The sequence below is a fragment of the Shewanella sp. KJ2020 genome, from assembly GCF_024197625.1.
Taxonomy (GTDB): domain Bacteria; phylum Pseudomonadota; class Gammaproteobacteria; order Enterobacterales; family Shewanellaceae; genus Shewanella.
Genome location: NZ_JAKUKD010000001.1, coordinates 19,712 through 44,404, shown reverse-complemented (window position 1 = coordinate 44,404; position 24,693 = coordinate 19,712). Strand labels below are relative to the sequence as shown.

Sequence of the window (24,693 nt, the reverse complement as noted above, 5' to 3'; positions counted from 1 at the left end):
AGGCATTATCCAAGCCAATCACAGACCATAGCCTTCGCTTGAGGGCTGAAGCCATACAAGCGGCATCACTTAGGCTCAGGCAATGCTTGGATCTGCTGGCTGCGTTGGTTTAACAGTTCTGGTGGATACACTAAGGTATCGGTATCAAGCTCTGCCCCGAGACGCTGAATAAGCCATTGAACATTATCGTCTTTAATTAAGGATTGCTGCGCCTGCTGCAATAACTCTTGGTGGAAACGCTTACGCAGTTCGAGTGGCGTTTCCCGCTTTGGATCGCTTCCTATGACCACTGTTACCCGCCTGGGGTTCCCAAGCGTCGTGGTCAGTGCCTGTTCAAGTTGTTCAATGGCGATATCGGCCGCTAAATGCTTCTGATCGGGTTTTAATAATAATGGCAAAGGATCTTCTAGTGCCTGACACACAGAATTCACGGCCAGTTGGCGCACGCGGCCGCCCACGTCTAAACTCGCCATTAATTTATACCAGTGTAAATCCAACGGATCGCCGCTAATGGGCTCAGCCACGCAGAGCCCCGTTTCATTGCTGCCCGCAGCGCTGGTTTGTACGCTAAGGGCTTGAGCTGGCGGCGTTTTGATTTCGCTCACCCTTGGTGGTGACTGCAAAGCACTCGCGTCAACGGACGATTGTGGCTCAAGCTCAGTGCTGGCTGGTATAAGTTCAGTGCTGGCCGTCACAGTGGGCGCCTCTTCCCAAGGCGGACGATCGTTACTCTCTAATTGGGATTTAGCGGACGCACTTGGCTTATCATCATAACCTGTCCCATCAAACCCACGCTTATCGATACTAAGCTCCTCAAAATCAGCCTCCTCAAAATCAGCCTCATCAAAATCGGCTTCATCCAAATCAGCCTCATCAAAGCCCGCAGTCACTTTAGCCGCAGGCATTACCGATGGCGTTGGTTGGGTGTTCAATACGGGTCGAGCACTGACACTGGGCTCTGCAGCACTCTTACCGAGGGCGGGTACTTTCAGCTTTGGATCCAGTGATGGCTTTTTTTCATCACCGTCCTTAGCACTCAAGGCCTCGAGATCTGACAGCAGTGATTCCCGTGCAGCCAGCACAGCCGATAAAATATCGTCATCTTCTAGGGATGCTGTAGCGGCTAAATCCGGTTGATTTTGCGGCTGACTTGCCGAGCTAGATGTTAGGGATTGCGATGTTTGAGTGGTCGAACTCGTCCCTTGCACAGCCGTGCTTTCCTGCCCTAACGCTGCAGCATCGCCATTAAAAAAGTAATTATTATCAATTTGATAGACATCTTGGTAGGCATCGAGTGATACGGGTTCTTCCGCATAATGTGCATATTCACCGTAGGCATAATCGAGCGGGCCATTGTCTGCAATATCCAGCTCTGTAACACCTTGTGCAGCAGAACTAGGCGTCCCAAAATCCCCGACACTAATACTTGCGGCGGCATCGGGTTGTTCGATTTGCGGGCTAAAACCCTGACTCTGCGCTTGGCTGATGATCAATGTTTGCTCCGCCACGAGTGCTGCATTCTCGGCGGCATCGGACAGAGTTTCATCGACGATAACTTCAGTTTGGGGAGTCACTTGAGTTTGAGTGGCAAGGGAGCCTGAGACTGTGGGTTCAGCTACAATGGGCTCAGCGACTATATACTTAACTACAGCGGGCTCAATTAATGCTGTTTTTTTTTCAGCCTCTTTTTCAACCACTTTGTCAGCCACTCTTTCTGCCATTGGGGCGACAGCCGCAGTCGATATTGAGGTTTGTCCCGAAGGCAGACTCACCTCGGCCGGTGCATCGACTTGCCAGCGTTTAACACTTTTTTCTGGCACAAAGGCAACGGCGCGCAGTAAGGCCATTTCCAGACCCGATTTAGGATCCGGTGCATAGGGTAAGTCTTTGCGTCCGGTTAATAGGATCTGATAATAAAGCTGTACTTGCTCCGGCGTTAATTGCTCGGCAAAGGCGCGAATTTGCGCACTGTATAAGGATTGCTGAGCCGCAGCCGGGGCAAATTGCGTTAAGATGATCTGGTGTAATAACTCCAGCAAACTGCGCAGCACTTCTTGGGCATCGGCGCCATAGGCCAGCACTTGACCACAGGTTTGCATTAACACGCCGATATCGGCATCGGTTAAGGCTTTCAGCAAGCGCAGGACATGCTGTTCATCGATGCTGCCGAGCATGGTCTGCACTTGAGTAAGCATCACAGTACCGCCACCAAAGGCAATGGCCTGATCCGTTAAGCTTAAGGCATCACGCATACTGCCATTGGCGGCTTTTGCCAGCAGTTTTAAGGCTTCTGCATCAAAGGGAAACTGCTCTTGGGTCAAGATATGATTAAGCTGAGTGCCAATTTCCTGCTGGGTCAAACTTTTTAAATTAAATTGCAAACAACGGGATAGCACAGTCACGGGCAGTTTTTGTGGATCGGTGGTTGCTAGCAGAAATTTAACGTGCTCAGGGGGTTCTTCTAAGGTTTTTAGCAGTGCGTTAAAGCTGCTGCGCGACAGCATATGCACTTCGTCGATAAGATAAACCTTAAAACGACCCCGGGTCGGGCGATACTGCACATTGTCGAGTAACTCGCGGGTATCATCGACCTTAGTGCGGGAGGCAGCATCGACTTCGATTAAGTCGACAAACCGACTCTGGGCGATTTCAACACAACTACCACAGACGCCGCAGGGCGTTGCAGTGACACCTTGTTCGCAATTTAAGCCTTTGGCAAAGAGTCGCGCTAAGCTGGTTTTACCCACGCCCCGAGTCCCTGTAAACAGGTAGGCATGGTGTAAACGCTGCTGACTTAACGCATTGGTTAAAGCATGCAATACATGGCTTTGACCAACCATTTGTTCAAATGTGGCAGGGCGCCATTTTCTGGCTAACACCTGATATGACATGGAACTCCCCAGAGTGTGTGATACAAAAATGGGAGCATGCGCCCCGGGAACTTTGAAAGATAACATGTCAGGGTGTGACATGCCATTAAACTATCCCAAGGCGCCTTTGGCTGAAGAATTATTCGCCTTCAAACTCACAAAGTTTAACCAACTCAAGCCCTAATGCAGTTAAACGCGCCTCACCACCTAAGTCAGGTAGAGAGATCACAAAGGCCGCATCCTTCACTTCGCCGCCCAGTTGACGGATAAGTTTAACCGTCGCTTCAATGGTGCCGCCCGTTGCCAGTAAATCGTCAACGACTAATACTTTATCATTGGCAACAATGGCATCAATGTGGATTTCTAGGCTATCGTGGCCATATTCAAGCTCATAGCTTTGGCTAATGGTCGCACGGGGCAATTTGCCAGGTTTACGTACTGGCACAAAACCAATGCCTAACTCTAGTGCTAATGGCGCGCCAAATAAGAAACCGCGGGCTTCGGTCCCAACAATTTTGGTAAAGCCTTTACCACGGTATTGTTCCACGAGCAGATCGATAGTCGCCTTATAGGCTGCGGCATTCTCAAGCAAACTGGTGACATCACGAAATAGGATCCCTTCCTTAGGATAATTCGGAATCGTTTTAATGCTTTGCTTTATCAAGGATAAGGTTTCTGTATTCATAGCCATCATATTTACTTAATAAGTTACTTAATCTGTTCGCCAATACTGACGGTAAAAACAAAACGTCCACATCGAGTGTGGACGAGCGTTGAAAAGTCGCACAAAGCTTATGCCGCTTTGGTTTGAGTTGCAACAGGCACTGTGCTCAAGTGATGAATTGGTTATCAATTTGTGCCTTAGATCAAACCCTATTCACACAAGGTAAAACCCATCACAAAAGGGCAAAACACAGGCTATTATTCAATTTCAGGAATACGGCTAAGATACCATAGTAAAAACAAAGCCATAGTGAATAATAGTCCCTTTACCCACAGGAGTGGTACCAGCACAATACTGAGGCTAAAACTGAGGGCGCTTAGCATCATGGCTTTTCGCTTCAATCCCTTGCGTATTGCTCCCTGCTGTTGCCATTGGGTTAATGCATCGGCAAACCATGGATGTGCCATCAACCAGTTGTGTAGACGTTCACTCGAGCGAGCAAAACAAAAGGCGGCCAACAAGATAAATGGCACTGTCGGTAATAGGGGGAGCACAATACCGAGTAGTCCAAGGACTAAAGCCGTTAATCCCACGACTAAAAAGAATCCGCGCTTCAATACCATAAGCTGATAATGCCCTTCTCTAAAAAACAAAAACCACTCAAAGAGTGGCAATTGTATATCAACTCGAGCTTAAAACCCGCTTAAATTAAACCTAGATGTTTTAACCAAGTCAGGCTTGCTGGCAGTGTCGGCAACAATAAGACTAAAATAAAACCAATAAAATACATAAAGTTAAATGGGTCTTTAAATGGCTGACTACTCATTACAGCTCCTCAAGTATGTGCAAGTATAAGTGCGCGGGATCTAATGGTGATAAAGATCACAAAACGGGCGACATTGTAGCGGTTTGTCAAATCAACAAAAACCCTTTTTATGTAGGGTTATTGCATTTATTTTGATGATTTATACACCTTATTGACGAAGACCACGCACTATCCCTTTTATGGCTAATTGCTCGAGTAGATCTAAAGATCCCTTCGCCAGTATCTCCTGCGCCATCTGCGGATAAGTGTTTGTTAACCATGTGAGTATGTCACTAAACATCACCTTCCCTCGCTCAACCATATAGGCCAAGACTTGGGCACTTAGGGGCGTTAATTGCAGAAAACACACTTCCCCATCATTGTCTTGATAGAGACAAAAGAATACGGGCGTTTCGAGCGCCTGCTCAGGGCGATAATCTTGACGTATATGCTGTACGGGAAAATGATACTGCGCCACCCTCGCCGTCGCCGCTAAACACAGGGGAACATGGGGGATTTGCTCGGCCTGAATCACCTGCTCATCGCCCTTTTGCTGGGCAACGGCCACCACCAATTCGAGCCATTCATAGTGGGCCAGTTCTAGCATAAACGGCGGATCGTTATCCTTGGGTTGGTATTCCTGCTGCAGGAAATGTAAAAACTCCCCTGCAATATCAATAAAAATTGGCGATTGGCAATCATGCTGACTAAAAAAGGCCTGTACTAATGCCTGCCAATCAGCCTCTGAGTACAAACTCTTAAGCACGGGAAAACCATTGGAGACAAAACCCATCACATTATTGAAAAACAGTTCACGGTAAACCTGCATCCGCTCAAGGGGCACGCCTGCGGGCAATGGCTTTTCGGGATCACGGATATAGTCGATAAAGGATTGTTGTACATGTTTAAAATCCATTAAGCCATCCTCCGAGGTGACATGGGCTTAAGCGCCTGCCTTTGGTGATCATGGATTTGGGTTATTTCCCCGAGCAACTGGGCCGTACTTGGCAAATTAAAGTCCCGTTCGAGTAAGGTGGGTAATACGCCATGCTGGGCGTAACAGGCTTTAAGCAGCGCCCATACAGGGTCATTGATGTCTGCACCATGGGTGTCGATAAGCAGATCTTCGGCCTGTTGGTAATGTCCTGCAATATGCAAATAAGCAATACGATCACTTGGCATGGCGCTTAAAAAGGCACTGGCATCGTAGCTGTGGTTTATCGAATTAACGTAAATATTATTCACATCTAACAGCAACTTACAGTCAGCCTCTTCGAGCACTGCGGTGACAAATTCCCGCTCTGTCATTTGTGCACTCGGCGCGGCATAAAAGGAGACATTTTCGAGAATCAGCGGCCGTTCTAAAATATCCTCCACTTGTTTAACCCGCGAGGCCACATGCTTGACCGCCGCATCGGTAAAAGGGATCGGCATCAAATCGTACATATGACCTTGACCAGAGCAGTAACTTAAGTGTTCGGAATAAATTTGAATTTGATGTAAATCCATAAAGGCTTTAATACGGCGCACAAAGTCGACATCTAAAGGCGCAGGGCTACCTATAGATAAACTCAAACCATGGCAATAAAACTCATGCTGCTCCGTTAGTTGGCGAAATTGCCGACCATATTTACCGCCGAGGGTCATCCAGTTTTCAGGGGCGACTTCGAAAAAATGGATCTCACTAGGGACATGCTGGCAAAACTCCTCGAGCATTTCTCGCCGTAAACCTAGCCCAACTAATCCTTGATATTGCATCTGCACCACCCTTCACTTAGATAGCTTTGGTTAGAGAATTTCACTTAGAGACATCCTTAAGGGGAAACCGCTAAACAAAGGCCAGCATAGGCTGGCCATATCGCTCAAGCGCAAAATCAATAGGCGCTACTTGAGCGCTTATTTTACTTCTTTGATTTCTTTTTTAACGGCTTCGGTTTTAGCTTCTACTTTATCGGCCGTTTTTTTCATATCGGCGCCGCATTTAGCTTCACCACATTTACCTTCATGGGCTTTATCGGCAGCTTTTTTCATATCGGCGCCGCATTTGCCTTCGCCACATTTACCTTCATGGGCCTTATCGGCGGCTTTTTTCATATCGGCGCCGCATTTTGCTTCGCCACATTTGCCTTCTTTGGCTTTCTCAGCTGCCGCTTTCTTCATCTCGGCGCCGCATTTCGCCTCACCACATTTACCTTCAGAACCCACAATTTGATAACCCGCATCCATGGCTTCAAATCCAAACGGGTTGGTTTGTGCATTGACGGCAAAAGCTGAGCTCACAACTACAGTGCCGAGTGCAACTGCTACCGCTGTTTTTTTAACTGAATTCATATCCGGTCCCTTCCTATTTATTGATGAATAATGGCCAACCACTGTTTGAGTCGCTGGCTTACTGCAAAAGACCAGCTCAGCTTCAATTCCATTTCAAAAAATATCACTAAATCACAGAAATAATCAAAATATCCTGTTAGGGCAAACCGTTTATTGGCCTTATTGGGGTTTAACACTATCGGAACTGATTAACGTCAACGTGCTTAACGCCAGCGCTTTGTAACTCTGGGGCAATAGAGTAGAATGCACGCCCTTTAAGAACTGATGCGGGTTAACGGCTGTGCGTGTGATTTTGGCTCCAATGGAAGGCGTAGTAGACGATCTGATGCGTGACATCCTATCGACTATCAATCCCTACGATTTGCTGGTCACTGAATTTGTTCGAGTGGTTGACCAACTGCTGCCTGAAAAAGTCTTTCTCAAACTCTGCCCAGAACTGCTCAATGGTGGCAAGACACCTTCTGGCACTCCAGTGCGGGTGCAGTTGCTTGGGCAAGAGCCCCAATGCATGGGTGATAATGCCCTTCGTGCGATTGAACTCGGCTCCCACGGCGTCGATGCCAATTTTGGCTGCCCTGCCAAAATGGTTAACCGCAGTAAAGGGGGCGCCGTTTTATTACAATACCCCGATAGTATTCACGATATTGTCCGCGCCATGCGCCAAGCCGTCCCTAGCGAGCAACCTGTTACAGCAAAGATCCGTTTAGGCTATGAGGATAAGTCGCTGTTTATGGAAAATGCCCTCGCCGTTTATGAGGCCGGTGCAACGGAATTGGCTATCCATGCCCGCAGCAAAGTCGATGGTTATAAACCGCCAGCCTATTGGGAATACATTACCGAGGTGAGAAAACGCCTACCTATCCCAGTGATCGCTAACGGGGAAATTTGGAACAGTGACGATGCCAAACGCTGCATAGAAGTCACGGGCTGCGACAGTATCATGATAGGCCGCGGCGCGATTTCACTGCCTAATTTAGCCGATACAATCAAAACCGGTGCAACGCCTTACACTTGGGCGCAAACCTTAGGGTTAATGCTAAGTTATACCCAAAGGGAGCTAAGCGGCCGTAAGAGCGACTATTATCCCGCCCGAATTAAACAATGGTTTAGCTATCTCAATCGTCAATATCCCGAAGCTGATACCCTGTTTCGGGAATTGCGGATCTATAAAACGACCGAAGAAATAGTGCGAGTGTTAGAAAAGACCCAGGAGATGCTGCAGCAATAATCCAATGTAAATGAATTACTTTTTTGTTTTAAACGGCTCAACAACACGAAAAATCGCGCTGATACTTGATCTTTATCATAGTCGTTGATAGTGGAACTATTAGACTAAACGCCTAGAGTCAGATAAAACAGGCGATTTTACGTGAGCACCATCCATATCAGACAAGTATTGTCAGAGCTTGAAGCGAATCTAAGGAAAGAAATCGGCACGCACCCCGAGTTTATCGAAGTGCTAGGGGCACATTTTGCCAACCTAAGTTTGGGTGAGTTGATCGATAAATTAGCCCTAACACCTTTGGCTGAACACCCACTCTTTTGCCGTTTAAATAAACTCGATGCCGCCTTCTGCCAACTTGACTTAGGACTCTACGGTCTCTGCTCAGACTGTGAGGCTGAAATTGAATCTGGGCGTTTACACCAAGATCCGACCGAACAACGCTGCAGTGCATGCGCCGAGCACTACTTACATGAACACCGCCATGAACTACGCCTCACCCATTGAGTGAGTCCGGTTTCAACCATTCGTGCTATGCTTTTTATCCACAAAAGCAAAAAAACCTCCGCAAGCGGAGGTTTGAGTTATCCAGGGAGGGGACAACTTAAAACTTCTGGTTTATTCTCAGGTAGTAAGTACGACCTAGCACATCATATAAACCCACGTTTACATCACGATAATCCGCATAGGTATAATAGTTGGGCGCTTCAGCATCAAACACATTATTCACCCCTACCGTGATAGTGCCGTTGTAGGCATGGTTATAGGCAAACTGAATGTTATGTTTAAAGTAGTTTGAGTAATCGATATAACGATCGGTTTCTTCTAACTCATTGTAATAGCCCGCTGATTGACTACCGATATAGACAACTGTCCATGCCGCTGAGAAGTCATCATATTTCCAACTGGTCGCGAAATTACCGCGCCAATCCGGTGAATCCGTCAGCCCCGCATAATCGATCATTTCTGCTTCGGCATTATCTTGCTTCTTAAAGTCGAGCACATGGGTCAAGTCCAATTTAAAATTGAAGTCGCCAAGGCCTGTCTCTAAGTTATAGGCAGTCACAAAATCGATTCCCGAGGTTTCTACGGTCGCTAAGTTGCGAACTCCCGCCTCGATATACTCAATTTTGCCATCTGCCCCGCGGGTCACATAGGGAGACGACCCATTCTTGATTTCATCGCGCAGAATATCATCGACATCAATCGACTCAATTTTATTGTCGTAGGTGATTGAATAGTATGATAACTCTAGGTTCCAAGCGTCAGTAACGTTCCACACGCCGCCTAAGGTTAACGAGTTGCCCTCTTCAGCCTCTAAGTTCGGGTTGCCACCGTACCAGGTTTTATGCTGGTTATTGGTAGCGCAATATATGGCATCCACATTGCCGGGTTCATTACACCATAGGGAATCCACCGCCTTCTCAAAACTCAAGGATTGAGACGAGAACATTTCACTCATATTCGGCGCGCGGAACGAATCACCGTAACTGGCACGCAGTAACAAACTATCCACTGGGCGCCAGCTTAAGCCGAACTTAGGCACCACGGCATCGAAGGTCGATGAATTAACCACTTCGCCTTGGGGCCCTGTCAGAGAACCTTCCTGTTCATAACGCTCATAACGAACCGCGGCAGAAAACTCAACATTGGCAGGTAAACCCACTTGAAACTCGAGATACGCGGCACTACGGTCACGCGTGGCATCGACATCATCACCACCCGAACCACCAGAAATAATCCCCGCCGCTGATTCTGGATCGCTAGTTTGCTTGAATTTGATCATCTCATATTCAAGACCACCGACCATAGCAACAGAGACATCGCCATGATCAACAAGCAGTGTCGAAGCTAATCCATCAATTTGAGTGCTTTCAAATTTACCTTGATACACCCCAGTGTGGGCAGCTTTACGATACAGATCCGTCATCTGTTGGTTCCACTGCTCGTAACTCATACCTGAAGTATTGAAAATATCATATTTCTCAGAATCAATTTCCTGCTGAATAATATCGTCGTTGAGTAAATTATAATTAAAGCTATTCGTTGTTGATGTTGCATGCTGGGCATTTAATTCCCAGTCGATACCATTGCCATAATCAATGGTGCCAACAAAGCCCGCTAAAATATCAAAGTTATTGGTTTCAGTTAACGTATCACGCTCACCGAGTTGTGCGCCTCGCATAGAGAGCGTTAAATCTTCACCGACTGGATTAAATTTATTATCGGCACTCATAACAGGATAATTAGTTGATACTGGTGTACCCGCATAACGAGTTTCAGTTTCAGCAAGTGACGCAGATGCACGACCGCGAAACTTAATATCATCTGATATTTCATAGGAGAAATTAGATAGCACAGAATTACGCGTTTGATCGCCAAATAATTTAGTCACATTGCCATGGTTATATAAACAACGCCCATTATTATTGCCATCTGTGCTGTCTACCGTGTTTTCGGTTTGCTCACAAATATCTGAATTACTATACCAACTACCGTTGCCCGTTCCATATTTACCATTTGGCACCGAACTAAAACCACTATAAGCCGAATAGCTAGGATCATCCATATTCCAAACATCACGGTCCATCACAGCTTTCGTATCGTAATACTCATAGGTTAACGTGATATTGCCTTTATCGGTATTATAGCCAGTGGCAATCGATAAACGGTTGGCATCGCCACCTTCAACACTTGGCTGCTCAGTGCTGTAATCTAATTGTAAACCCTCAAATTCTTTCTTGGTAATAATGTTTATCACCCCCGCAACCGCATCGGAGCCATATACCGCCGATGCGCCATCCCGCAGGATCTCAATACGCTCAACAATGGCCATAGGGATTGAAGAGGTATCTGCTACTGAGCCTGAGCTTGAACTGGTGCCAGGCATACGGCGACCATCGAGTAACACTAAGGTGGCCGATGAACCTAAACCACGCAAATTCACATTACTTGTGGAACTCGCCCCCGAGCCATATCCAGAAATACCACGCCAAGAACCAAAACTGTTTATCGCAGAATTATTCAAAACATCCGCAACGGTTTTTTCACCTGTCATGGCAATATCGGCGGCATTAATCACAGTAACGGGTGAAACGGTTTCCATATCGACTTGTTTAATACGCGAACCTGTTACTTCAATACGCTCGACTTTAGCACTTTCTTCAGCTGTATTTCCTTCTGCGGCAAAGCCTGAGCCAGAAAAGACCACAGCCGTTGTTGCAACCGTCATTAAACTAGTGCGAACAGCTTTTGCTGTAAGGGTTAAATAACGCATCTATCTCTCCTTGAGGTTTATATTAAAAACCTATTGTTGTTATTTTTATAATTGATATAGCAAGTATCCTCTTGCTGTAGAGATAGTGTTAATTCAGCAATTTTTAGTCAACAACTAAAATCAACAAACAACACAATTAAAACAATTTGATACATAGATAACTGCAGAAGTCGATACAATATAATTTATTTGTTATTAACATTTTAAATTAAAAATTAACGACCACAAAAACAAACAATTGATTCGATATGTATCTTTAGGATAAAAAATAGTGGGAATTTGACAACAGAAAAATAAAAATGCCACTCGAATGAGTGGCATTGAGGCCTACCTAGGCAATATAAACTCAGCGTTAGAGCTTACAACCTTCAACACTAGCAGAGTTTTCGTAAACTATATCACCAACAGGGTTATAGTCAGCCGCAACAATCGCTTGCTTCTCTTTTAAGAAAGAGTACAACAAGTCAGCGTCTACATAACCAGTTTGGATTGGGCTTGCCAGTTTTGGATAACCGTCGCCGCCCGCAGCATTAAAGCTAGGAACGGTAAACTTGTAGTTTCCTGTTGGGCTAAAGTCTTTACCGTTGATCTCACTGATATTGGCGGTCTTAGCCACACAGTCAATGGTCATTTTCACACCTGTGATTTGTGCATAACCACCAGAGCCAATTTGGAGACTGCCCACTGCCCCTAAGTATGCCGCAACTTCAGTGCCGGTCATTTCGTTTAGGGTAACCATATTACCAAATGGCTGCACAGTCAGGACATCACGGTAACTAATGTTGCCAGGTTGAATCGATGCACGCACACCACCTGAGTTCATCACGCCAAAATCGGCGGACACTTTACCGCTTTGCGCCATGGCTAACATACGGCCTAGGTTAGTTTGCTTATTACGCACGTTTGCACGCTCACCATCGAGCAATGCATCAGTAGTGGCGATCACTTCGTCTAACTTAGCTTGGCCTTTCTCTTGATAGTAAGACAGCAGCTCTTTTAACTCAGCATCAGGCTCGATCTTCGCACCGGCTAAATCAGCCGTTTTCTTACCTGCCTCATCGAGTTTGCGCATGTTAACAGGCACAAGCTTATAGCTGGCTAAATGAAGTTCACCATTGAAGTATTCAAAATCTGCGCGGCCCACATATTTGCCCCATTCATGGGCTTGCATAATCCAAGTGCCATTTTGCTGATCCGGTGCACAATCATCGCCCGGTTTGAAAGAGGCATAGGCTTTGTTATCGCTGCCAGGTTCCATACACACTGGGTTTTGCGAGTGACCACCAATCACAACTTGCAAATCACCTTTGTTTAAAGCACGCACCATAGCTACATCGCCAGGGGCGTTGCTACCGTTCTGACCATCGGCGTAGTGACCCATATGTGTGGTTGCGAAAATAATATCGGCAGATTTTGCGTCTTTAATTTCTTTGATGACTTTGGCGACTTCGGTCTTAGGATCGGTAAAGATTAAATCGCTAATAAATTCTGGGTTACCAATCTTAGCGGTATCTTCCGTGGTTAAACCAATAACAGCCACTTTTAGGCCGTTAATATCAAAAATTTTATAGGCGTCAAAATAACGCTCGCCTTGAGTACCATCAGCATTTTTACGATAAATGTTTGCTGCCAGCATAGGGAATTCAGCAAGACGACGCTGCATATCTACGACAGATAATGGGTTATCAAATTCATGGTTACCGACCGCCATAGCGTCATAACCAATTTTGTTCATACCCGTAAAATCAGGAATTGCATCCTGTAAATCTGATTCTGGCACACCAGTATTAATATCACCGCCAGATAGTAATAAAGTTTGACCACCATTCTTGCTCACTTCTGCACGAATTTGATCAACCAAAGTTTTCTGAGCGGCTAAACCATATTCACCATCGCTGTTTTCCCAGAAACGACCATGGTTATCATTAGTGTGTAATACGGTAAAGGTTTTACAAGCACTGCCCGCTTCGGCACAACTTGTTGGCACTTTAGTGTTGTCATCATCACTATTACAACCAGCGAGAGCTGCGAGAACAGCAGTGGCGACTAGTCCTTTAATAAGCTTATTTGTCATTACATCAACCCCTTGATTTTAATTATTTTATCATAGATAAATTGGCGCGAACTCCATCAAGTTCGCGCCATGCATAATATCAAAGAATAAAGCTAAATTGTGTCAATTTTATTAATAAACGTGATTTTAATGTGGAATTTTAGGGTTGTTTAAGACACTTTTGTTTCAAATAAAAAATAAGCTAAAAGACCGATTTTTAAATATTGAAATATCGCTAACTGATGATAAAAAAAAGAGGGCTAAATCATTCAATATAAACAATTTAGATTTAACTTGGAGAGAATATGATTGTTCACCATAAAAAACAGGCATGGGTGATATTTTATTTACCGCATGCCGTTTTTATCAGCAATTAGACTTAGCTACATTTCAAAACGCTGTAATAACCACTGACTAATCGCTTTTAGCTGCGCAGGGATCACGGAATGTGGCATTGGGTAAGTTTGCCATTGCACTTTATATCCTCCCGCCATTAACGCTTCTTTCGCTAATAGGCCGGCGGATAATGGCACTACATCATCTTGTATACCGTGTTGTTGTAATATTGGCGTTTGCGCATTCGCAGGGCTTAATTGGGCTGGCAGGACATCTCCCGTAGGTAAATAACAGGATAGCGCCATAATACCGGCTAATGTTTGCTCAAAACGTAGCCCCGAGAACAGGCTCATCACCCCGCCTTGGCTAAATCCCGCTAATACAATACGCTCACTTGGAATACCGGCGGCGATTTGTGCATTAATAAGCGCTTTGACACTGGCTTCCGATGCGATAACGCCCTGCATATCAGCCCTGTCGTGAAGATCCATGCTTTTAATATCGTACCAAGCGCGCATCACGTAGCCGCCATTGATGGTCACGGCCTGCTCTGGAGCATGGGGAAAAATAAATCGAATGCTGTGATCGCTCGGTAAACCTAGCGCAGGCACTACAGGTGCGAATCCGGCGCCCGAATCCCCGAGACCATGTAACCAGATCACTGCGGCCGTTGCGGGCGTTTTAGGTTCAACGACAATACATTCAAGTGTGTTAGACATGCTTAACTATTCCTAATCTAATCCAATAAAAATCCACGGCGGCTAAAAAGGTCGATGAAAGCTACTCGCAATCAATCCCTAAAATCTCTTGCACTGATTGGAGCTGCGTTTCGTTATCCAATTTTACACTCCAGCGCACGGCGCCCCCATTGGCGATCAACAGGGGTGGTTCCCGCCTTAAAGCGATATCTTCCGCGCCCGCCAGCAGCACAATGCTGGCGACATTGAGCCTTACCTGCACTTCATACTCAGTGACAATTAACTTACCCTGCGAGAAATCTATGACCATATTGGACACCATCTGTGAAAAACGCGCCATGATAACAAACTTGCTGCATTTAACCGATGGCAAAATTTGACAAGGATAACAAAACTTCAGGTACACTTTCGCCCTTAGCCTGCGGGGTGAAGATAAACCCAAGCATGGACACACTATTGCCCTAACCCGAACAAAAATAATCATTTAATTAGGTTTTAATTATGTATCCCCGTTATCGTTCTATCCTAAGCAGTGCATTACTGTTAACACTACTCTGCTCTCCTTACCGCTATGCTGCGGCGCATACAGACACACAAAAGACTGGCACAGCAAATACTCACGCACTCAGTACAGACAGCTTAGTGCCAGCACCCAATCCCGCCGATAGACAACAAAATAGGGATACGCTGACCTATGCCAACTACGGTGAAGTGAGTATTAGCCATGTGGATCTCGCCCTGCGCCTGGATTTTGAAGCCAATAAACTGTCCGGGGATGTGATCCTCAGCTTAGATTGGCATAGTGCGGGTCAAACCCTCATATTAGACACGCGCGATCTCACCATTAACCATGTCAGTGCATTAAATGCCCAAGGTCAATGGCAACAGGTGTCTTTCAATCTGGCTAAACAGGATGAAGTTAAAGGCGCGGCGCTGACTATAGCGCTTGCCGATAAAGATACCCAAAAGGTTAAAATTAATTATCATACGTCCAAAAATCCTTCGGGTATTCAATGGCTAACACCAGCCCAAACCCAAGGTAAACAGTTGCCATTTATGTTCAGCCAGAGTCAGGCTATCCATGCCCGCAGCTGGATCCCACTGCAAGATACGCCAGCGGTGCGCCAAACCTACAGTGCGACGATCACCGCCGACAAGGCCATTACCGTGGTGATGAGCGCCGATCGCACCTCACTTTCACCCACTCAGACCCAGTTCACTATGCCACAGGCCATTCCCGCCTATTTGATCGCCATTGCGGCCGGACATTTACAGTTTGCGCCCTTAGATAATATTTCTGGCATTTGGGCTGAGCCAGAGATCCTCGATAAAGCGAGCAAGGAATTTGCCGACACACCTCAAATGATCAACATCGCAGCTAAACGCTACGGTGATTATCGCTGGGGACGATATGACTTGCTGATCTTGCCGCCAAGTTTTCCCTACGGCGGGATGGAAAACCCACGGCTTTCCTTTATTACGCCAACGGTGATCGCCGGTGATAAAAGCCTAGTGAGTCTGATAGCCCACGAACTTGCCCACTCGTGGTCCGGCAATTTAGTGACTAACGCTACTTGGCGCGATCTGTGGCTCAATGAGGGGTTTACGACCTATGTCGAAAACCGCATTATGGAAGATCTCTACGGCCGTGACCGTGCGCTGATGGAGCAAACCATTGGCTACTCAGAATTACTTGCCGAACTTGAGGCTCTCGCCCCCGAGGATTCAGTGCTGCATATTGCACTTGGCGAACGGGATCCTGACGATGCCTTTAGCGGTGTCCCCTATGTAAAAGGGCAACTATTTTTGCGTTTCCTCGAACACAAATTTGGCCGTGAACACTTCGATATCTTCGTCAAAAACTACTTCAATCATTTTGCCTTTCAAAGTATTACCACGGCGCAGTTCCGTGAATACCTCACACAAAATTTACTCCAGAAATACCCGAATGTGGTCAGCGAAGCAGAAGTGGATACTTGGATTGAAGGCCAAGGTTTACCCGCATTCTTAGTGCCCCCGAATTCCCACGCCTTTGATGATATCGACAACCAGAGACAAGCTTGGCTGGAGGAGAAAGTGGCGGCAACGGCCTTAAGCACTCAAACTTGGACTGTGCATCAATGGCTGCGCTTTATTAATGAAATGCCTCGGCTCAATTTAAGCCAAGCCCAACTGATGGAGCTAGATAGCGCATTCCATTTTACGGGAACGAGTAATAACGAGATCGCCTTTGCCTGGTATTCACTCGCACTAGATAATGGCTATTATCAAGTACTCCCCGATTTAAAACAGTATCTTACCGATATTGGTCGCCGCCGGCTTATTGTGCCCTTATACCAAAAACTCGCCAGCACAGAACATTACAACTGGGCTAAAGGCGTGTATCTCAGTGTCCGCGATGGCTACCATCCACAAACCCAAGCAAGCCTAGATATGATGTTTGCCGACAAGCCAATCGAGCATCAACATAGCCGTTAACGAAACAAAAAGCCCAAACCTAGGTTTGGGCTTTTGCTATTCAATCTGCAGCCTCGATTCATTCTACGTATACTGGACTAATAGTTCAGATAAGAGTCGAGCCCGAAGCCTAAGATTAGTGGTGATGACCACCAGCACCATGGGCGTGACCATGGGCAATTTCTTCAGCGGATGCCTCGCGGGCACCAACGATTTCGATATCGAAGGTTAAATCACGGCCAGCCAGAGGATGATTGACATCCACAGTCGCCATAAATTTACCCACTTTAACGATAGTCACTTGACGCTGACCTTGGTCAGTATTCACCACAGCCGTCATACCCGGTTTCCACACAGTCGCACCTAATAAGTGCTTTACTGACACACGTTGATGGGCATCGGCATCGGCTACGCGCTCACCATAGGTCTCGGCCGCAGGCAAAGTCACAGTGAATTTTTCACCAATCGCTTTACCGTCAATGGCGTTTTCAACACCTGGCATCATGTTGTCATGGCCATGTAAATAAGCGATAGGTTCACGGCCTTCATTGGTCTCGATCACTTCGCCTTTTTCGTCGCGCAGCGTGTAATTAAACTGCACAACCATATCGTCTTTAATGCTCATCGAATATCCTTTGATTTACTTCGATTTCAAATGTCGGCCGAGCTTAACAAAACTGACCTATTCACTCCACTTTTTTATCCCACCAGCAGTTTAATGCCCCGCTTAAAGCGTGATACCTAGGGCGGTAAAGACCTCAGGGCTTGGAAAACCATCGGCAACCATATTTTGGCTACGCTGGAAGGCTTGGATCCCCGCGGCAGAATTGCGCCCTAAAACACCGTCAGGCTTACCCACATCAAAACCCGCCTCGTTCAGTTTGGCCTGCAATAGCTTAACCTGCTCGCGGCTTAAACGCGGCTGCTCCGAAGGGCTTACCTTGAGTGGCTCCCCGCCATTAATGCGATCGGCTAAATGTCCCACGGTAATCGCGTAAAATTCAGAGCGATTCCAACGCATAATCACATTAAAGTTTTCATAGCCTAAAAACGCAGGTCCAGTATGACCTGCGGGCAAATACAGCGCGGCATTGATATCCACTGCGGGTAACGGCTGGCCATTCGTCTGGACAACCGCCTGTGTCGCCCAAGCTGAGAGTGGTAATGCCTGCTTAGCCCCTAAATGATCGTAACTAAAATGCGCTGGTAGCAACACTTCACGACCCCAGCGCTGATTGCGTTGCCAACCTAAGTGCTGTAAAAAATTTGCCGCCGACGTTAAGGCATCGGCGGTACTATTCCAAAGATCGGCTTTGCCATCGCCATCACCATCAATGGCGTACTTAGCATAGGCCGATGGCATAAATTGCGTATGCCCCATAGCCCCCGCCCAAGACCCCACCATAGTGCCTTTATCAAAATTATATTTTTCTTTTAATTTAAGTGCTTGCATCAATTCCGTGGTGAAATAACTGCTGCGGCGCGGCTCACAGGCCAAGGTTGCAAGGGAGTCGAGTACCGACATTTTGCCCTTGTAAGAGCCGTAATTAGTCTCTAATCCCCAAAACGACAAAATATACTGGGGCGGTACGCCGTATTCCTGAGCGAGTTTATCCAGTAATACTCGATGTTTTTGCAGTAAACGCCGGCCTTCGTTAACCCGCCAATCGGTGGCGCGTTTATTAAAATAATTGGCAAAAGTTTGGCTAAATTCTGGCTGCTGCTGATCAAGCTCAATGACCTTAGGCACAAATTGCAGGTTGGCGACGGTAGAATTAATCGTATCGTCCGATAGGCCTTCACTGCGCGCCCGCGCCTGTAAAGTAGTGATGCAACCCGCAAACGCATCGGCATTTGCTTGAATTGTGGCATTAATATCTAGCTCACTGCTCTGGGACTGGGACTTGACATCGGCAACGGCGGTATTGCTGCTTGGGCTCGATGTCGGGGCAGTTGAACAAGCACTTAAACTCACACTGGCAGCAAGGCTAGCGACAAGGTAGGTAATTCCTTTAATTCTAATCAAACCTATCACTCCAATATTTGATTCCCAAGGTAAAAATACGCGTTGAGGCGATAGCAATACGCGTTAAAACAATAGCAATCCTGACCCATAGCGCCAGTTAACACAATCCTTATGACGACAAATACTGGGATAAACTGACTTACTTGCTCAGTTAACCAACACAAGAAAAATCTTAACAAAGAATCCCTTGGCCTATGTCGATGTTACCGTATAATGGGGATGTTAACAGCACACTTCAAAGAGACCTATCATGACTGAAATCAATGCGGCTTTGGCTGGCTTTATCGAAAATGTAAAACAACATCAGACGCTTTGGGGTCTAATGGATGAAACTGGCGAAGGCTGGGTCGTTTGTGACTCCAGTGAGTTTGAAGACACAGATGTGATGCCATTATGGTCAAGCGAAGCGGCGGCAAAGTCCCACTGCAGTGAAGAATGGCATGATTACCAAGCCGTTTCTATTTCACTCGAAGAGTTCTTAGAGTATTGGGTTTCTGATCTGAATGATGACGGTGTATTAATCGGTGTTGATTGGCAAACCGATGAAGAATGTTTAGAGCTAGATCCTATCGTTTTAGCCAAAGATTTAGTTGATGTTGAAGAAGTTTAAGCCCTTTAGCTTAAGTGATGTGGCATCAAGGTCTGGGGCACTCAAACCTTGATGTCAGCTATCACGCCCATTGATACCCCCTTCGATAAACGCCATACCTGCTGGTTCTGTGGTGAGCCCTGTGATCGCTATTTTGAATATCACAGTCAAGTACATACTCCCCACCCTTCCCTCGCCGTGCCCGCCTGTGGCGAATGTTTAACTCTGGCTAAACAACATAGGCTGACCTCCATTTGGGATTGCCGCATGGCGGTAAAGGATGCCTTGATGCGCATTTATGCCAAACACTTGGCCATAGGGATTAACTGGACTGAAGAAGAACTAGCCGAGTCGGAATTCTCCTGTAAAGTCTTTGAGGGATTTAAGAAAAGTGCTTGGATGATGTATCAAATTGCCCGCGACAGGATAAATGCGCCCGGTTGGCCGATTGTACTCGAAGGCGTCGCTATTGATGATCAAGGGCATGGCGCTGGCTTTGAATTTGATGGGGTTATTTATACTTCGCTACACGCAGCCATCCACTATTACAGCACCCAATTTACCCTTGACCCACGCTTTTTTGCCGAATTGGTTAGACTCCTCGGCCGGGGGCGATTTAGCTATGCCCTAAGGCTTGCTCGCATCCATATTGCCGCCGCCAAGGAAATGAAACAGCAAGTATTAGCCGATATCAAAGCCGAATTAGCAGGCTAAACTGCCCCATTAAGCCCTCAACCTCGTTATTAACGACATAGCTTAGTTATTAATGACTTGCCTTAATCTTTCCTGCACGACCTCCACCAGCAAATCGGGTTGGAATTTAGAGATAAAACGATCACAACCGACTTTCTCAACCATGGCATGATTAAAACTGCCACTGAGGGAGGTATTGAGAGTAATAAATAAATCCGCCATGGCTTTATCGTTACGCACTTCATAGGTCAGTTTATAACCGTCCATTTCTGGCATTTCAGCGTCGGTTATCATCATTAACAATTCTTTTGAAACTTGCTTGCCCTCATCACGCCACTTTTGCAGCAAATTTAGGGCCTGTAGGCCATCGGAAGCCTCAATAATTTCAATCCCTAACTGGCCGAGAGTCTCCCTCACTTGTCGCCTTGCGGTGGAGGAGTCATCGACAATCAATATTTTTCGTCCAGGCATTTCATGGACTAGGTTTTCATCCAGCACCCCTTCGGAAAGGCGTACATCATAGTGGATAATCTCCGCCAGCACTTTCTCTACGTCAATAATCGACACTAATTGCGACTGACCTTGGTGCTCGATGCGAGTAATTGCCGTCAGATAATTATTCCGCCCAGCCGTTTTCGGCGGCGGCATAATGTCGCTCCACGTCATGTTGATAATGTGCTCAACCTTACCCACTAAAAAGCCCTGCACGCTGCGGTTATATTCGGTGATGATCATATTTGCATCATCCCCAGGGGGGATGGGACTAAAGCCTATCGCCGAACGTAAATCAATCACAGGGATGGACATGCCACGAATATTTGCCACGCCAAAAATATGCGGATGGCTGCCCGGCATAGCATTGAGTGGCGGCAGCTTGACCACTTCTTTGACTTTAAAGACATTAATAGCAAATAGCTGTGTAGAGTTAATCCGAAAAAGCAACAACTCAAGGCGGTTCTCACCGACAAGTTTGGTTCGTTGATCTACGGTTGCAAGTACGTTTGCCATAATGCTGCTTCTCTACTCTGGAGGAAAACCTTTCCTCGCATGCTAAGGATTAAGTTAAATTATAGCGGTAAACTAAGGATGAGAACTATGCCAAGGCCCGCTTTTATCTAAAAATTACAATCACTCTCGCACAATAGAGGAACCATTATGATTGATTTGAGCCACCCAAAGCGCGGATTTCCCCTGCGGAGTCACAGATAAACATAACCTCATAAACGCAGTGTTTTTTGAGCAAGCACCATACCCGCAAGATTAAACGCATTTCGCTCACAGACGATCAAAAATCCCGCTTGGCGTAATACCGCCAAAAATTCCCGGTGATTAAAACGGTTTTGTTGTGGATGCTCAAATAATCTGCGACTGAGCGGATTACAGATAGCCGCGCGGTACAAGTCCTCCACCACAAAAAAACCGTCGGGTTTCAACACTCGTGCGACCTCTTCGATGGCTATTTGCCAATCGGGAATATGGTGGAAAACAGCAAAGTTAAACACTATATCAAACTGGGCATCGGCAAAGGGGAGCCGAGTCGCATCCGCAATGGCAAAATCGAGATCCTTTAATCCATGGGGTGAGCGTTGCCAGCGCCCCTTTGCCGCAGCGACCATTTCGGGATCAATATCCACGGCAGTAACGTGTCCAGCGCCAAAATGCTCACGGATCAGATGAATACCGTTACCAAAACCACAACCGATCTCGAGCGCCTGCTCAAAACACGCCATAGGTTTAGGCATCATGGACGTTAACAATGGGGCTTCGATATGATTCTGTAGCCAAAATCGCAGTGGATGTCGGACTATCTGCTTCTCAAATGGATTTAGCTTCATATCATCCCCTTAGTGTGAGTAAACTCTTATATGAATAACTGATCAAATTTCCGCTATGTTACGTAATGATATAGACATTAGTTCACCCGAGGCCACTATGAAATTACCTCTTTTCCCATTGCCTATCTGTTTATTACCCGAGGGATACACCCAACTGCGGATCTTTGAACCTCGCTATAAACGCTTAGTGGCAGAGTCGTTAAAAACCGAACAAGGCTTTGGCCTATGTATGACGGCAGACGATGGAAAAACCATTCAACCTATTGGTACTTTAGTGCATATCATCGATTTTGAAACCTTAGCCGATGGCACCCTAGGGATCAGCATTCAAGGTAGTCAACGCTTTAAACTTAATCATATCGAGATTGAAAGCGATGGATTAAAACGCGGAGATATCACCCTCATCGATAATTGGCCAGCGGTCCCCATCGCCACGGACGAACGCTACCTTAGCCAAATGCTACAAAATATTCTTAAGGAATATCCTCAACATTTACAGCATTACCAAGCGGCACAATTTGAAGATATCGCCTGGGTTTGCCAACGCTGGTTAGAAATATTACCCGTACAGGCCGCGGAAAAATACACTTGTATCAATAGCCAAGATCACACTATGGCGCGGAACTTACTCCGAGCCGTAATAAAATAAATAATCCAGTGATCTTTTATCTTGCCACTGACGTATTACTCAACACTGAAGGGGGAAAATGGTCCACTACCGACATCTGTTTAGGGGATAAGGGCAAAATAATGGAAAATATTCAATCACTACCTGAGCAAAATCGGTATCATAGACCTATCTCATCCCTGATAAACACGGCTATGGATAATGAAACTCATGCTCAAGATTTAACTGAGCAGCAGGTAGAAATAGATCGATTGACCGCAGCGATGTTAAAAGTTGCCAATCAAAGAGACAAAGCCGCCTTTGGCGATTTGTTCACTCATTTTATGCCTAAGATCCGAGCCTTCGGCTTACAGCGCCTAAATCAACAGGGCCTGGCAATGGATCTAGTACAAGAAACCATGACCAGCGTATGGACAAAAGCCCATCTTTACAATGCAGACAAAGGTTCGGTTACCACTTGGATTTTTACCATAATGCGTAACCAGTGCTTTGATATGTTGAGGCGAGTCCAACACAACAAAGAAGATGTTTTTGGTGATGATATATGGCCACTTTGCGATACGGTAAGCCAAGAGACACAGCCTGATCATAAACTTACAGCAAAACTACTCGAACATATGGATGCCCTTCCCCTCACTCAGCGCCAAGTGGTGCAGGGCATTTATATGCAAGAACTCACCCAGCAAGAGTTAGCAGACACTTTAAATGTCCCCATTGGCACGATCAAATCCCGCCTACGACTGGGGTTAGAAAAGCTAAAAAGCTTTTTGGAGACACATAATGATTAAACATCATCCACAGGAAGCGCTACTGCTTGCCCATGCAAAGGGTGAACTCCCACTCTCGATGGCCATTGCGATATCGGCCCACTGTAGTCTGTGTGATAAATGCGCCGCTATTGTCGCAACATTGACCGAACAGCAGGCTCAGCAGGTGTTGAGCGCACAAAGCAATGAGGAGGTAATAACAGCATCCCAGACCGACATGACCTTAGTGGCGGATCCGCTTCCTGATGAGCTACAAGCCATGTTGGCACATATTTTTAGTCAGCCAGAGGCAAATATTACGCTTAGCTATTCACCTATATCGCTGTCAATAAAAACGGCAACCTACAATATTCCAGCGGTATTTCGCCAGCATTTAACCCGTCCATGGCAACAACTTGGCAAAGTCAGCCGCATGCGCTTCGATGTGGACGAATTAAACACCCGTGCCAGTTTATTACACATAGATGCACTTGGGGAAATACCTCAACATACCCATAAAGGATATGAGCTAACCCTACTACTTGCGGGTGAATTTACCGATATTAACGGTGAATATGTCCCTGGGGATTTTATTTTATTAGACCATCAAACCCACCATGCCCCAAAAACAAAAACAGGTTGCTTATGTTACACAGTATTAGATGCTCCCCTGCATTTCACTAAGGGCCTGAGTAAGCTACTTAACCCTATAGGTGAACTGATTTATTAACGCTAAAACTGAAGCGCTAACAGCCTTATTTTTTATGTTTACCCGACAAATGGGTTAAAATTGTTCACATAAGTTTAATATGTCGCAATTTATAATCTCTCTGGGTAAAAAATAAACTTGCTTAAGTGACTTTTGCTGATATACTGCGCTTCGTTTTGAGATCCACCTTGTTGTTACCTTTTTAATCCAGTTTGATCGATATGTATCAAATCTTGGTCCTCACGAAGAAAGCCTACTACAAGCAAAACCCCGTAAACTCAATCAATTAGTGCTAACAGCATCTGATTTTGTCTAATGAACTTATTAAATTTATTGCTGTCATAGTCTTGTCATTAAGCTATGTTCAACTGGTTTAATTGAGTGAATCCATTGACATAATCGATGAGATACATTAATTATCGATAAGTCATCTCTTGCTCAACCGTTAAGAGATGGGGTAACCTCGACACTATTAGAACCATCTTTCGCACTGTTGCTAAGGATATTTTATTGTTATAACTCTCTCACCTAAGGGTGAATTAAATAAAAGGAGTGTGGCTTATGTCATACAAAATTAACGGACATGAAATCACAGTGAACTTCCCTGTTGATTCAATCTCAGTAAACAAAACCTCTATTGCTTTTACCGATAGACAAGGTAAAAACAGACAGACTTTTTCGAAGCGCACAGAAGCCATTAGCTTTATGAAATGGTTATTGTCAGCAAACAAATAAGTCAAATTAATACTGTAAT

Annotated in this window: 24 protein-coding genes; 9 read left to right on the top strand and 15 right to left on the bottom strand. The window is 45.8% G+C overall.

What is annotated here, in order from left to right:
* Window positions 1-65: 65 nt before the first annotated feature.
* The 7 genes from dnaX to MJO46_RS00180 form a co-directional block, all read right to left on the bottom strand.
* The gene (dnaX, locus tag MJO46_RS00205; protein ID WP_253987590.1) at window positions 66-2,891 is read right to left on the bottom strand and encodes a DNA polymerase III subunit gamma/tau; all 2,826 of its coding nucleotides are present in this window, start codon (window positions 2,889-2,891) and stop codon (window positions 66-68) included.
* A 118-nt stretch (window positions 2,892-3,009) separates the two neighbouring features.
* The gene (gene apt, locus MJO46_RS00200) at window positions 3,010-3,561 is read right to left on the bottom strand and encodes an adenine phosphoribosyltransferase (protein WP_198783146.1); all 552 of its coding nucleotides are present in this window, start codon (window positions 3,559-3,561) and stop codon (window positions 3,010-3,012) included.
* 230 nt (window positions 3,562-3,791) lie between these two features.
* The gene (locus tag MJO46_RS00195) at window positions 3,792-4,157 is read right to left on the bottom strand and encodes a YbaN family protein (RefSeq protein WP_253987604.1); all 366 of its coding nucleotides are present in this window, start codon (window positions 4,155-4,157) and stop codon (window positions 3,792-3,794) included.
* Window positions 4,158-4,237: 80 nt separating this feature from the next.
* On the bottom strand, window positions 4,238-4,360 hold the full coding sequence (locus tag MJO46_RS19860) for a hypothetical protein (protein ID WP_269820000.1): 123 nt from the start codon (window positions 4,358-4,360) through the stop codon (window positions 4,238-4,240).
* A 148-nt stretch (window positions 4,361-4,508) separates the two neighbouring features.
* Window positions 4,509-5,255 carry a DUF2063 domain-containing protein gene (locus tag MJO46_RS00190; protein WP_253987589.1) on the bottom strand — a complete coding sequence of 249 codons (747 nt, stop codon included), beginning with the start codon at window positions 5,253-5,255 and terminating at the stop codon, window positions 4,509-4,511.
* Complete coding sequence (locus tag MJO46_RS00185) at window positions 5,255-6,097, bottom strand: DUF692 domain-containing protein (RefSeq protein ID WP_253987588.1); 843 nt, start codon at window positions 6,095-6,097, stop codon at window positions 5,255-5,257. Before MJO46_RS00185 ends, MJO46_RS00190 begins: the two co-directional genes overlap by 1 nt.
* A gap of 138 nt (window positions 6,098-6,235) precedes the next feature.
* Window positions 6,236-6,670 carry a hypothetical protein gene (locus tag MJO46_RS00180; RefSeq protein ID WP_253987587.1) on the bottom strand — a complete coding sequence of 145 codons (435 nt, stop codon included), beginning with the start codon at window positions 6,668-6,670 and terminating at the stop codon, window positions 6,236-6,238.
* 280 nt (window positions 6,671-6,950) lie between these two features.
* On the opposite strand from MJO46_RS00180, the gene MJO46_RS00175 reads away from it, so the two are divergent.
* Both MJO46_RS00175 and MJO46_RS00170 read left to right on the top strand, forming a co-directional pair.
* The gene (locus tag MJO46_RS00175) at window positions 6,951-7,898 is read left to right on the top strand and encodes a tRNA-dihydrouridine synthase (RefSeq protein WP_253987586.1); all 948 of its coding nucleotides are present in this window, start codon (window positions 6,951-6,953) and stop codon (window positions 7,896-7,898) included.
* A gap of 141 nt (window positions 7,899-8,039) precedes the next feature.
* Window positions 8,040-8,399 carry a TraR/DksA C4-type zinc finger protein gene (locus MJO46_RS00170; RefSeq protein WP_253987585.1) on the top strand — a complete coding sequence of 120 codons (360 nt, stop codon included), beginning with the start codon at window positions 8,040-8,042 and terminating at the stop codon, window positions 8,397-8,399.
* A gap of 97 nt (window positions 8,400-8,496) precedes the next feature.
* Here MJO46_RS00170 and MJO46_RS00165 read toward each other — a convergent pair whose 3' ends face one another.
* The 4 genes from MJO46_RS00165 to MJO46_RS00150 form a co-directional block, all read right to left on the bottom strand.
* Complete coding sequence (locus MJO46_RS00165) at window positions 8,497-11,169, bottom strand: TonB-dependent receptor (RefSeq protein ID WP_253987584.1); 2,673 nt, start codon at window positions 11,167-11,169, stop codon at window positions 8,497-8,499.
* Window positions 11,170-11,521: 352 nt separating this feature from the next.
* Window positions 11,522-13,243: a bifunctional UDP-sugar hydrolase/5'-nucleotidase UshA gene (gene ushA, locus MJO46_RS00160; RefSeq protein ID WP_253987583.1), complete on the bottom strand. Its 1,722-nt coding sequence runs from the start codon at window positions 13,241-13,243 to the stop codon at window positions 11,522-11,524.
* Window positions 13,244-13,605: 362 nt separating this feature from the next.
* Window positions 13,606-14,277 carry an alpha/beta hydrolase gene (locus tag MJO46_RS00155; protein ID WP_253987582.1) on the bottom strand — a complete coding sequence of 224 codons (672 nt, stop codon included), beginning with the start codon at window positions 14,275-14,277 and terminating at the stop codon, window positions 13,606-13,608.
* A gap of 61 nt (window positions 14,278-14,338) precedes the next feature.
* Window positions 14,339-14,566 (bottom strand): DUF3389 family protein, encoded by a 228-nt coding sequence (locus tag MJO46_RS00150; RefSeq protein ID WP_253987603.1) that lies wholly within the window; start codon window positions 14,564-14,566, stop codon window positions 14,339-14,341.
* 191 nt (window positions 14,567-14,757) lie between these two features.
* On the opposite strand from MJO46_RS00150, the gene MJO46_RS00145 reads away from it, so the two are divergent.
* Window positions 14,758-16,734, top strand: coding sequence for a M1 family metallopeptidase (locus MJO46_RS00145; RefSeq protein ID WP_253987581.1), 1,977 nt, complete (start codon window positions 14,758-14,760; stop codon window positions 16,732-16,734).
* 115 nt (window positions 16,735-16,849) lie between these two features.
* Here the strand turns inward: MJO46_RS00145 and MJO46_RS00140 are convergent, their stop codons facing one another.
* Window positions 16,850-17,338, bottom strand: a complete 489-nt coding sequence (locus MJO46_RS00140) for a peptidylprolyl isomerase (protein ID WP_253987580.1) — start codon at window positions 17,336-17,338, stop codon at window positions 16,850-16,852.
* A 102-nt stretch (window positions 17,339-17,440) separates the two neighbouring features.
* The gene (locus tag MJO46_RS00135; RefSeq protein ID WP_253987579.1) at window positions 17,441-18,739 is read right to left on the bottom strand and encodes a lytic murein transglycosylase; all 1,299 of its coding nucleotides are present in this window, start codon (window positions 18,737-18,739) and stop codon (window positions 17,441-17,443) included.
* Between the two features lie 250 nt (window positions 18,740-18,989).
* Here MJO46_RS00135 and MJO46_RS00130 point away from each other — a divergent pair, with 250 nt between their 5' ends.
* Complete coding sequence (locus MJO46_RS00130) at window positions 18,990-19,349, top strand: DUF2750 domain-containing protein (protein WP_007648782.1); 360 nt, start codon at window positions 18,990-18,992, stop codon at window positions 19,347-19,349.
* A 51-nt stretch (window positions 19,350-19,400) separates the two neighbouring features.
* The gene (locus MJO46_RS00125; protein ID WP_253987578.1) at window positions 19,401-20,042 is read left to right on the top strand and encodes a hypothetical protein; all 642 of its coding nucleotides are present in this window, start codon (window positions 19,401-19,403) and stop codon (window positions 20,040-20,042) included.
* A gap of 42 nt (window positions 20,043-20,084) precedes the next feature.
* On the opposite strand, the gene MJO46_RS00120 is transcribed toward MJO46_RS00125, so the two are convergent.
* Both MJO46_RS00120 and MJO46_RS00115 read right to left on the bottom strand, forming a co-directional pair.
* The gene (locus MJO46_RS00120; RefSeq protein ID WP_253987577.1) at window positions 20,085-21,029 is read right to left on the bottom strand and encodes a chemotaxis protein CheV; all 945 of its coding nucleotides are present in this window, start codon (window positions 21,027-21,029) and stop codon (window positions 20,085-20,087) included.
* Window positions 21,030-21,238: 209 nt separating this feature from the next.
* Complete coding sequence (locus MJO46_RS00115) at window positions 21,239-21,856, bottom strand: class I SAM-dependent methyltransferase (RefSeq protein WP_253987576.1); 618 nt, start codon at window positions 21,854-21,856, stop codon at window positions 21,239-21,241.
* A gap of 97 nt (window positions 21,857-21,953) precedes the next feature.
* Here MJO46_RS00115 and MJO46_RS00110 point away from each other — a divergent pair, with 97 nt between their 5' ends.
* The 4 genes from MJO46_RS00110 to MJO46_RS00095 all read left to right on the top strand — a co-directional run bounded on the left by MJO46_RS00110 (window position 21,954) and on the right by MJO46_RS00095 (window position 24,674).
* Entirely contained in the window at window positions 21,954-22,505 is a 552-nt protein-coding gene (locus tag MJO46_RS00110) for an LON peptidase substrate-binding domain-containing protein (RefSeq protein WP_253987575.1), read from the top strand.
* A gap of 101 nt (window positions 22,506-22,606) precedes the next feature.
* Window positions 22,607-23,272: a sigma-70 family RNA polymerase sigma factor gene (locus MJO46_RS00105; RefSeq protein ID WP_253987574.1), complete on the top strand. Its 666-nt coding sequence runs from the start codon at window positions 22,607-22,609 to the stop codon at window positions 23,270-23,272.
* Complete coding sequence (locus MJO46_RS00100; RefSeq protein ID WP_253987573.1) at window positions 23,265-23,960, top strand: ChrR family anti-sigma-E factor; 696 nt, start codon at window positions 23,265-23,267, stop codon at window positions 23,958-23,960. Before MJO46_RS00105 ends, MJO46_RS00100 begins: the two co-directional genes overlap by 8 nt.
* A 540-nt stretch (window positions 23,961-24,500) precedes the next feature.
* Window positions 24,501-24,674 carry a hypothetical protein gene (locus MJO46_RS00095; protein WP_006082106.1) on the top strand — a complete coding sequence of 58 codons (174 nt, stop codon included), beginning with the start codon at window positions 24,501-24,503 and terminating at the stop codon, window positions 24,672-24,674.
* Window positions 24,675-24,693: the final 19 nt, after the last annotated feature.

Excerpts from the sequence above, each read along its gene's own strand:
- dnaX (WP_253987590.1), bottom strand. The coding sequence starts at position 2,891 with ATGTCATATCAGGTGTTAGCCAGAAAATGGCGCCCTGCCACATTTGAA.
- apt (WP_198783146.1), bottom strand. The coding sequence starts at position 3,561 with ATGGCTATGAATACAGAAACCTTATCCTTGATAAAGCAAAGCATTAAA.
- MJO46_RS00195 (WP_253987604.1), bottom strand. The coding sequence starts at position 4,157 with ATGGTATTGAAGCGCGGATTCTTTTTAGTCGTGGGATTAACGGCTTTA.
- MJO46_RS19860 (WP_269820000.1), bottom strand. The coding sequence starts at position 4,360 with ATGAGTAGTCAGCCATTTAAAGACCCATTTAACTTTATGTATTTTATT.
- MJO46_RS00190 (WP_253987589.1), bottom strand. The coding sequence starts at position 5,255 with ATGGATTTTAAACATGTACAACAATCCTTTATCGACTATATCCGTGAT.
- MJO46_RS00185 (WP_253987588.1), bottom strand. The coding sequence starts at position 6,097 with ATGCAATATCAAGGATTAGTTGGGCTAGGTTTACGGCGAGAAATGCTC.
- MJO46_RS00180 (WP_253987587.1), bottom strand. The coding sequence starts at position 6,670 with ATGAATTCAGTTAAAAAAACAGCGGTAGCAGTTGCACTCGGCACTGTA.
- MJO46_RS00165 (WP_253987584.1), bottom strand. The coding sequence starts at position 11,169 with ATGCGTTATTTAACCCTTACAGCAAAAGCTGTTCGCACTAGTTTAATG.
- ushA (WP_253987583.1), bottom strand. The coding sequence starts at position 13,243 with ATGACAAATAAGCTTATTAAAGGACTAGTCGCCACTGCTGTTCTCGCA.
- MJO46_RS00155 (WP_253987582.1), bottom strand. The coding sequence starts at position 14,277 with ATGTCTAACACACTTGAATGTATTGTCGTTGAACCTAAAACGCCCGCA.
- MJO46_RS00150 (WP_253987603.1), bottom strand. The coding sequence starts at position 14,566 with ATGGTCATAGATTTCTCGCAGGGTAAGTTAATTGTCACTGAGTATGAA.
- MJO46_RS00145 (WP_253987581.1), top strand. The coding sequence starts at position 14,758 with ATGTATCCCCGTTATCGTTCTATCCTAAGCAGTGCATTACTGTTAACA.
- MJO46_RS00140 (WP_253987580.1), bottom strand. The coding sequence starts at position 17,338 with ATGAGCATTAAAGACGATATGGTTGTGCAGTTTAATTACACGCTGCGC.
- MJO46_RS00130 (WP_007648782.1), top strand. The coding sequence starts at position 18,990 with ATGACTGAAATCAATGCGGCTTTGGCTGGCTTTATCGAAAATGTAAAA.
- MJO46_RS00125 (WP_253987578.1), top strand. The coding sequence starts at position 19,401 with ATGTCAGCTATCACGCCCATTGATACCCCCTTCGATAAACGCCATACC.
- MJO46_RS00120 (WP_253987577.1), bottom strand. The coding sequence starts at position 21,029 with ATGGCAAACGTACTTGCAACCGTAGATCAACGAACCAAACTTGTCGGT.
- MJO46_RS00115 (WP_253987576.1), bottom strand. The coding sequence starts at position 21,856 with ATGAAGCTAAATCCATTTGAGAAGCAGATAGTCCGACATCCACTGCGA.
- MJO46_RS00110 (WP_253987575.1), top strand. The coding sequence starts at position 21,954 with ATGAAATTACCTCTTTTCCCATTGCCTATCTGTTTATTACCCGAGGGA.
- MJO46_RS00105 (WP_253987574.1), top strand. The coding sequence starts at position 22,607 with ATGGAAAATATTCAATCACTACCTGAGCAAAATCGGTATCATAGACCT.
- MJO46_RS00100 (WP_253987573.1), top strand. The coding sequence starts at position 23,265 with ATGATTAAACATCATCCACAGGAAGCGCTACTGCTTGCCCATGCAAAG.
- MJO46_RS00095 (WP_006082106.1), top strand. The coding sequence starts at position 24,501 with ATGTCATACAAAATTAACGGACATGAAATCACAGTGAACTTCCCTGTT.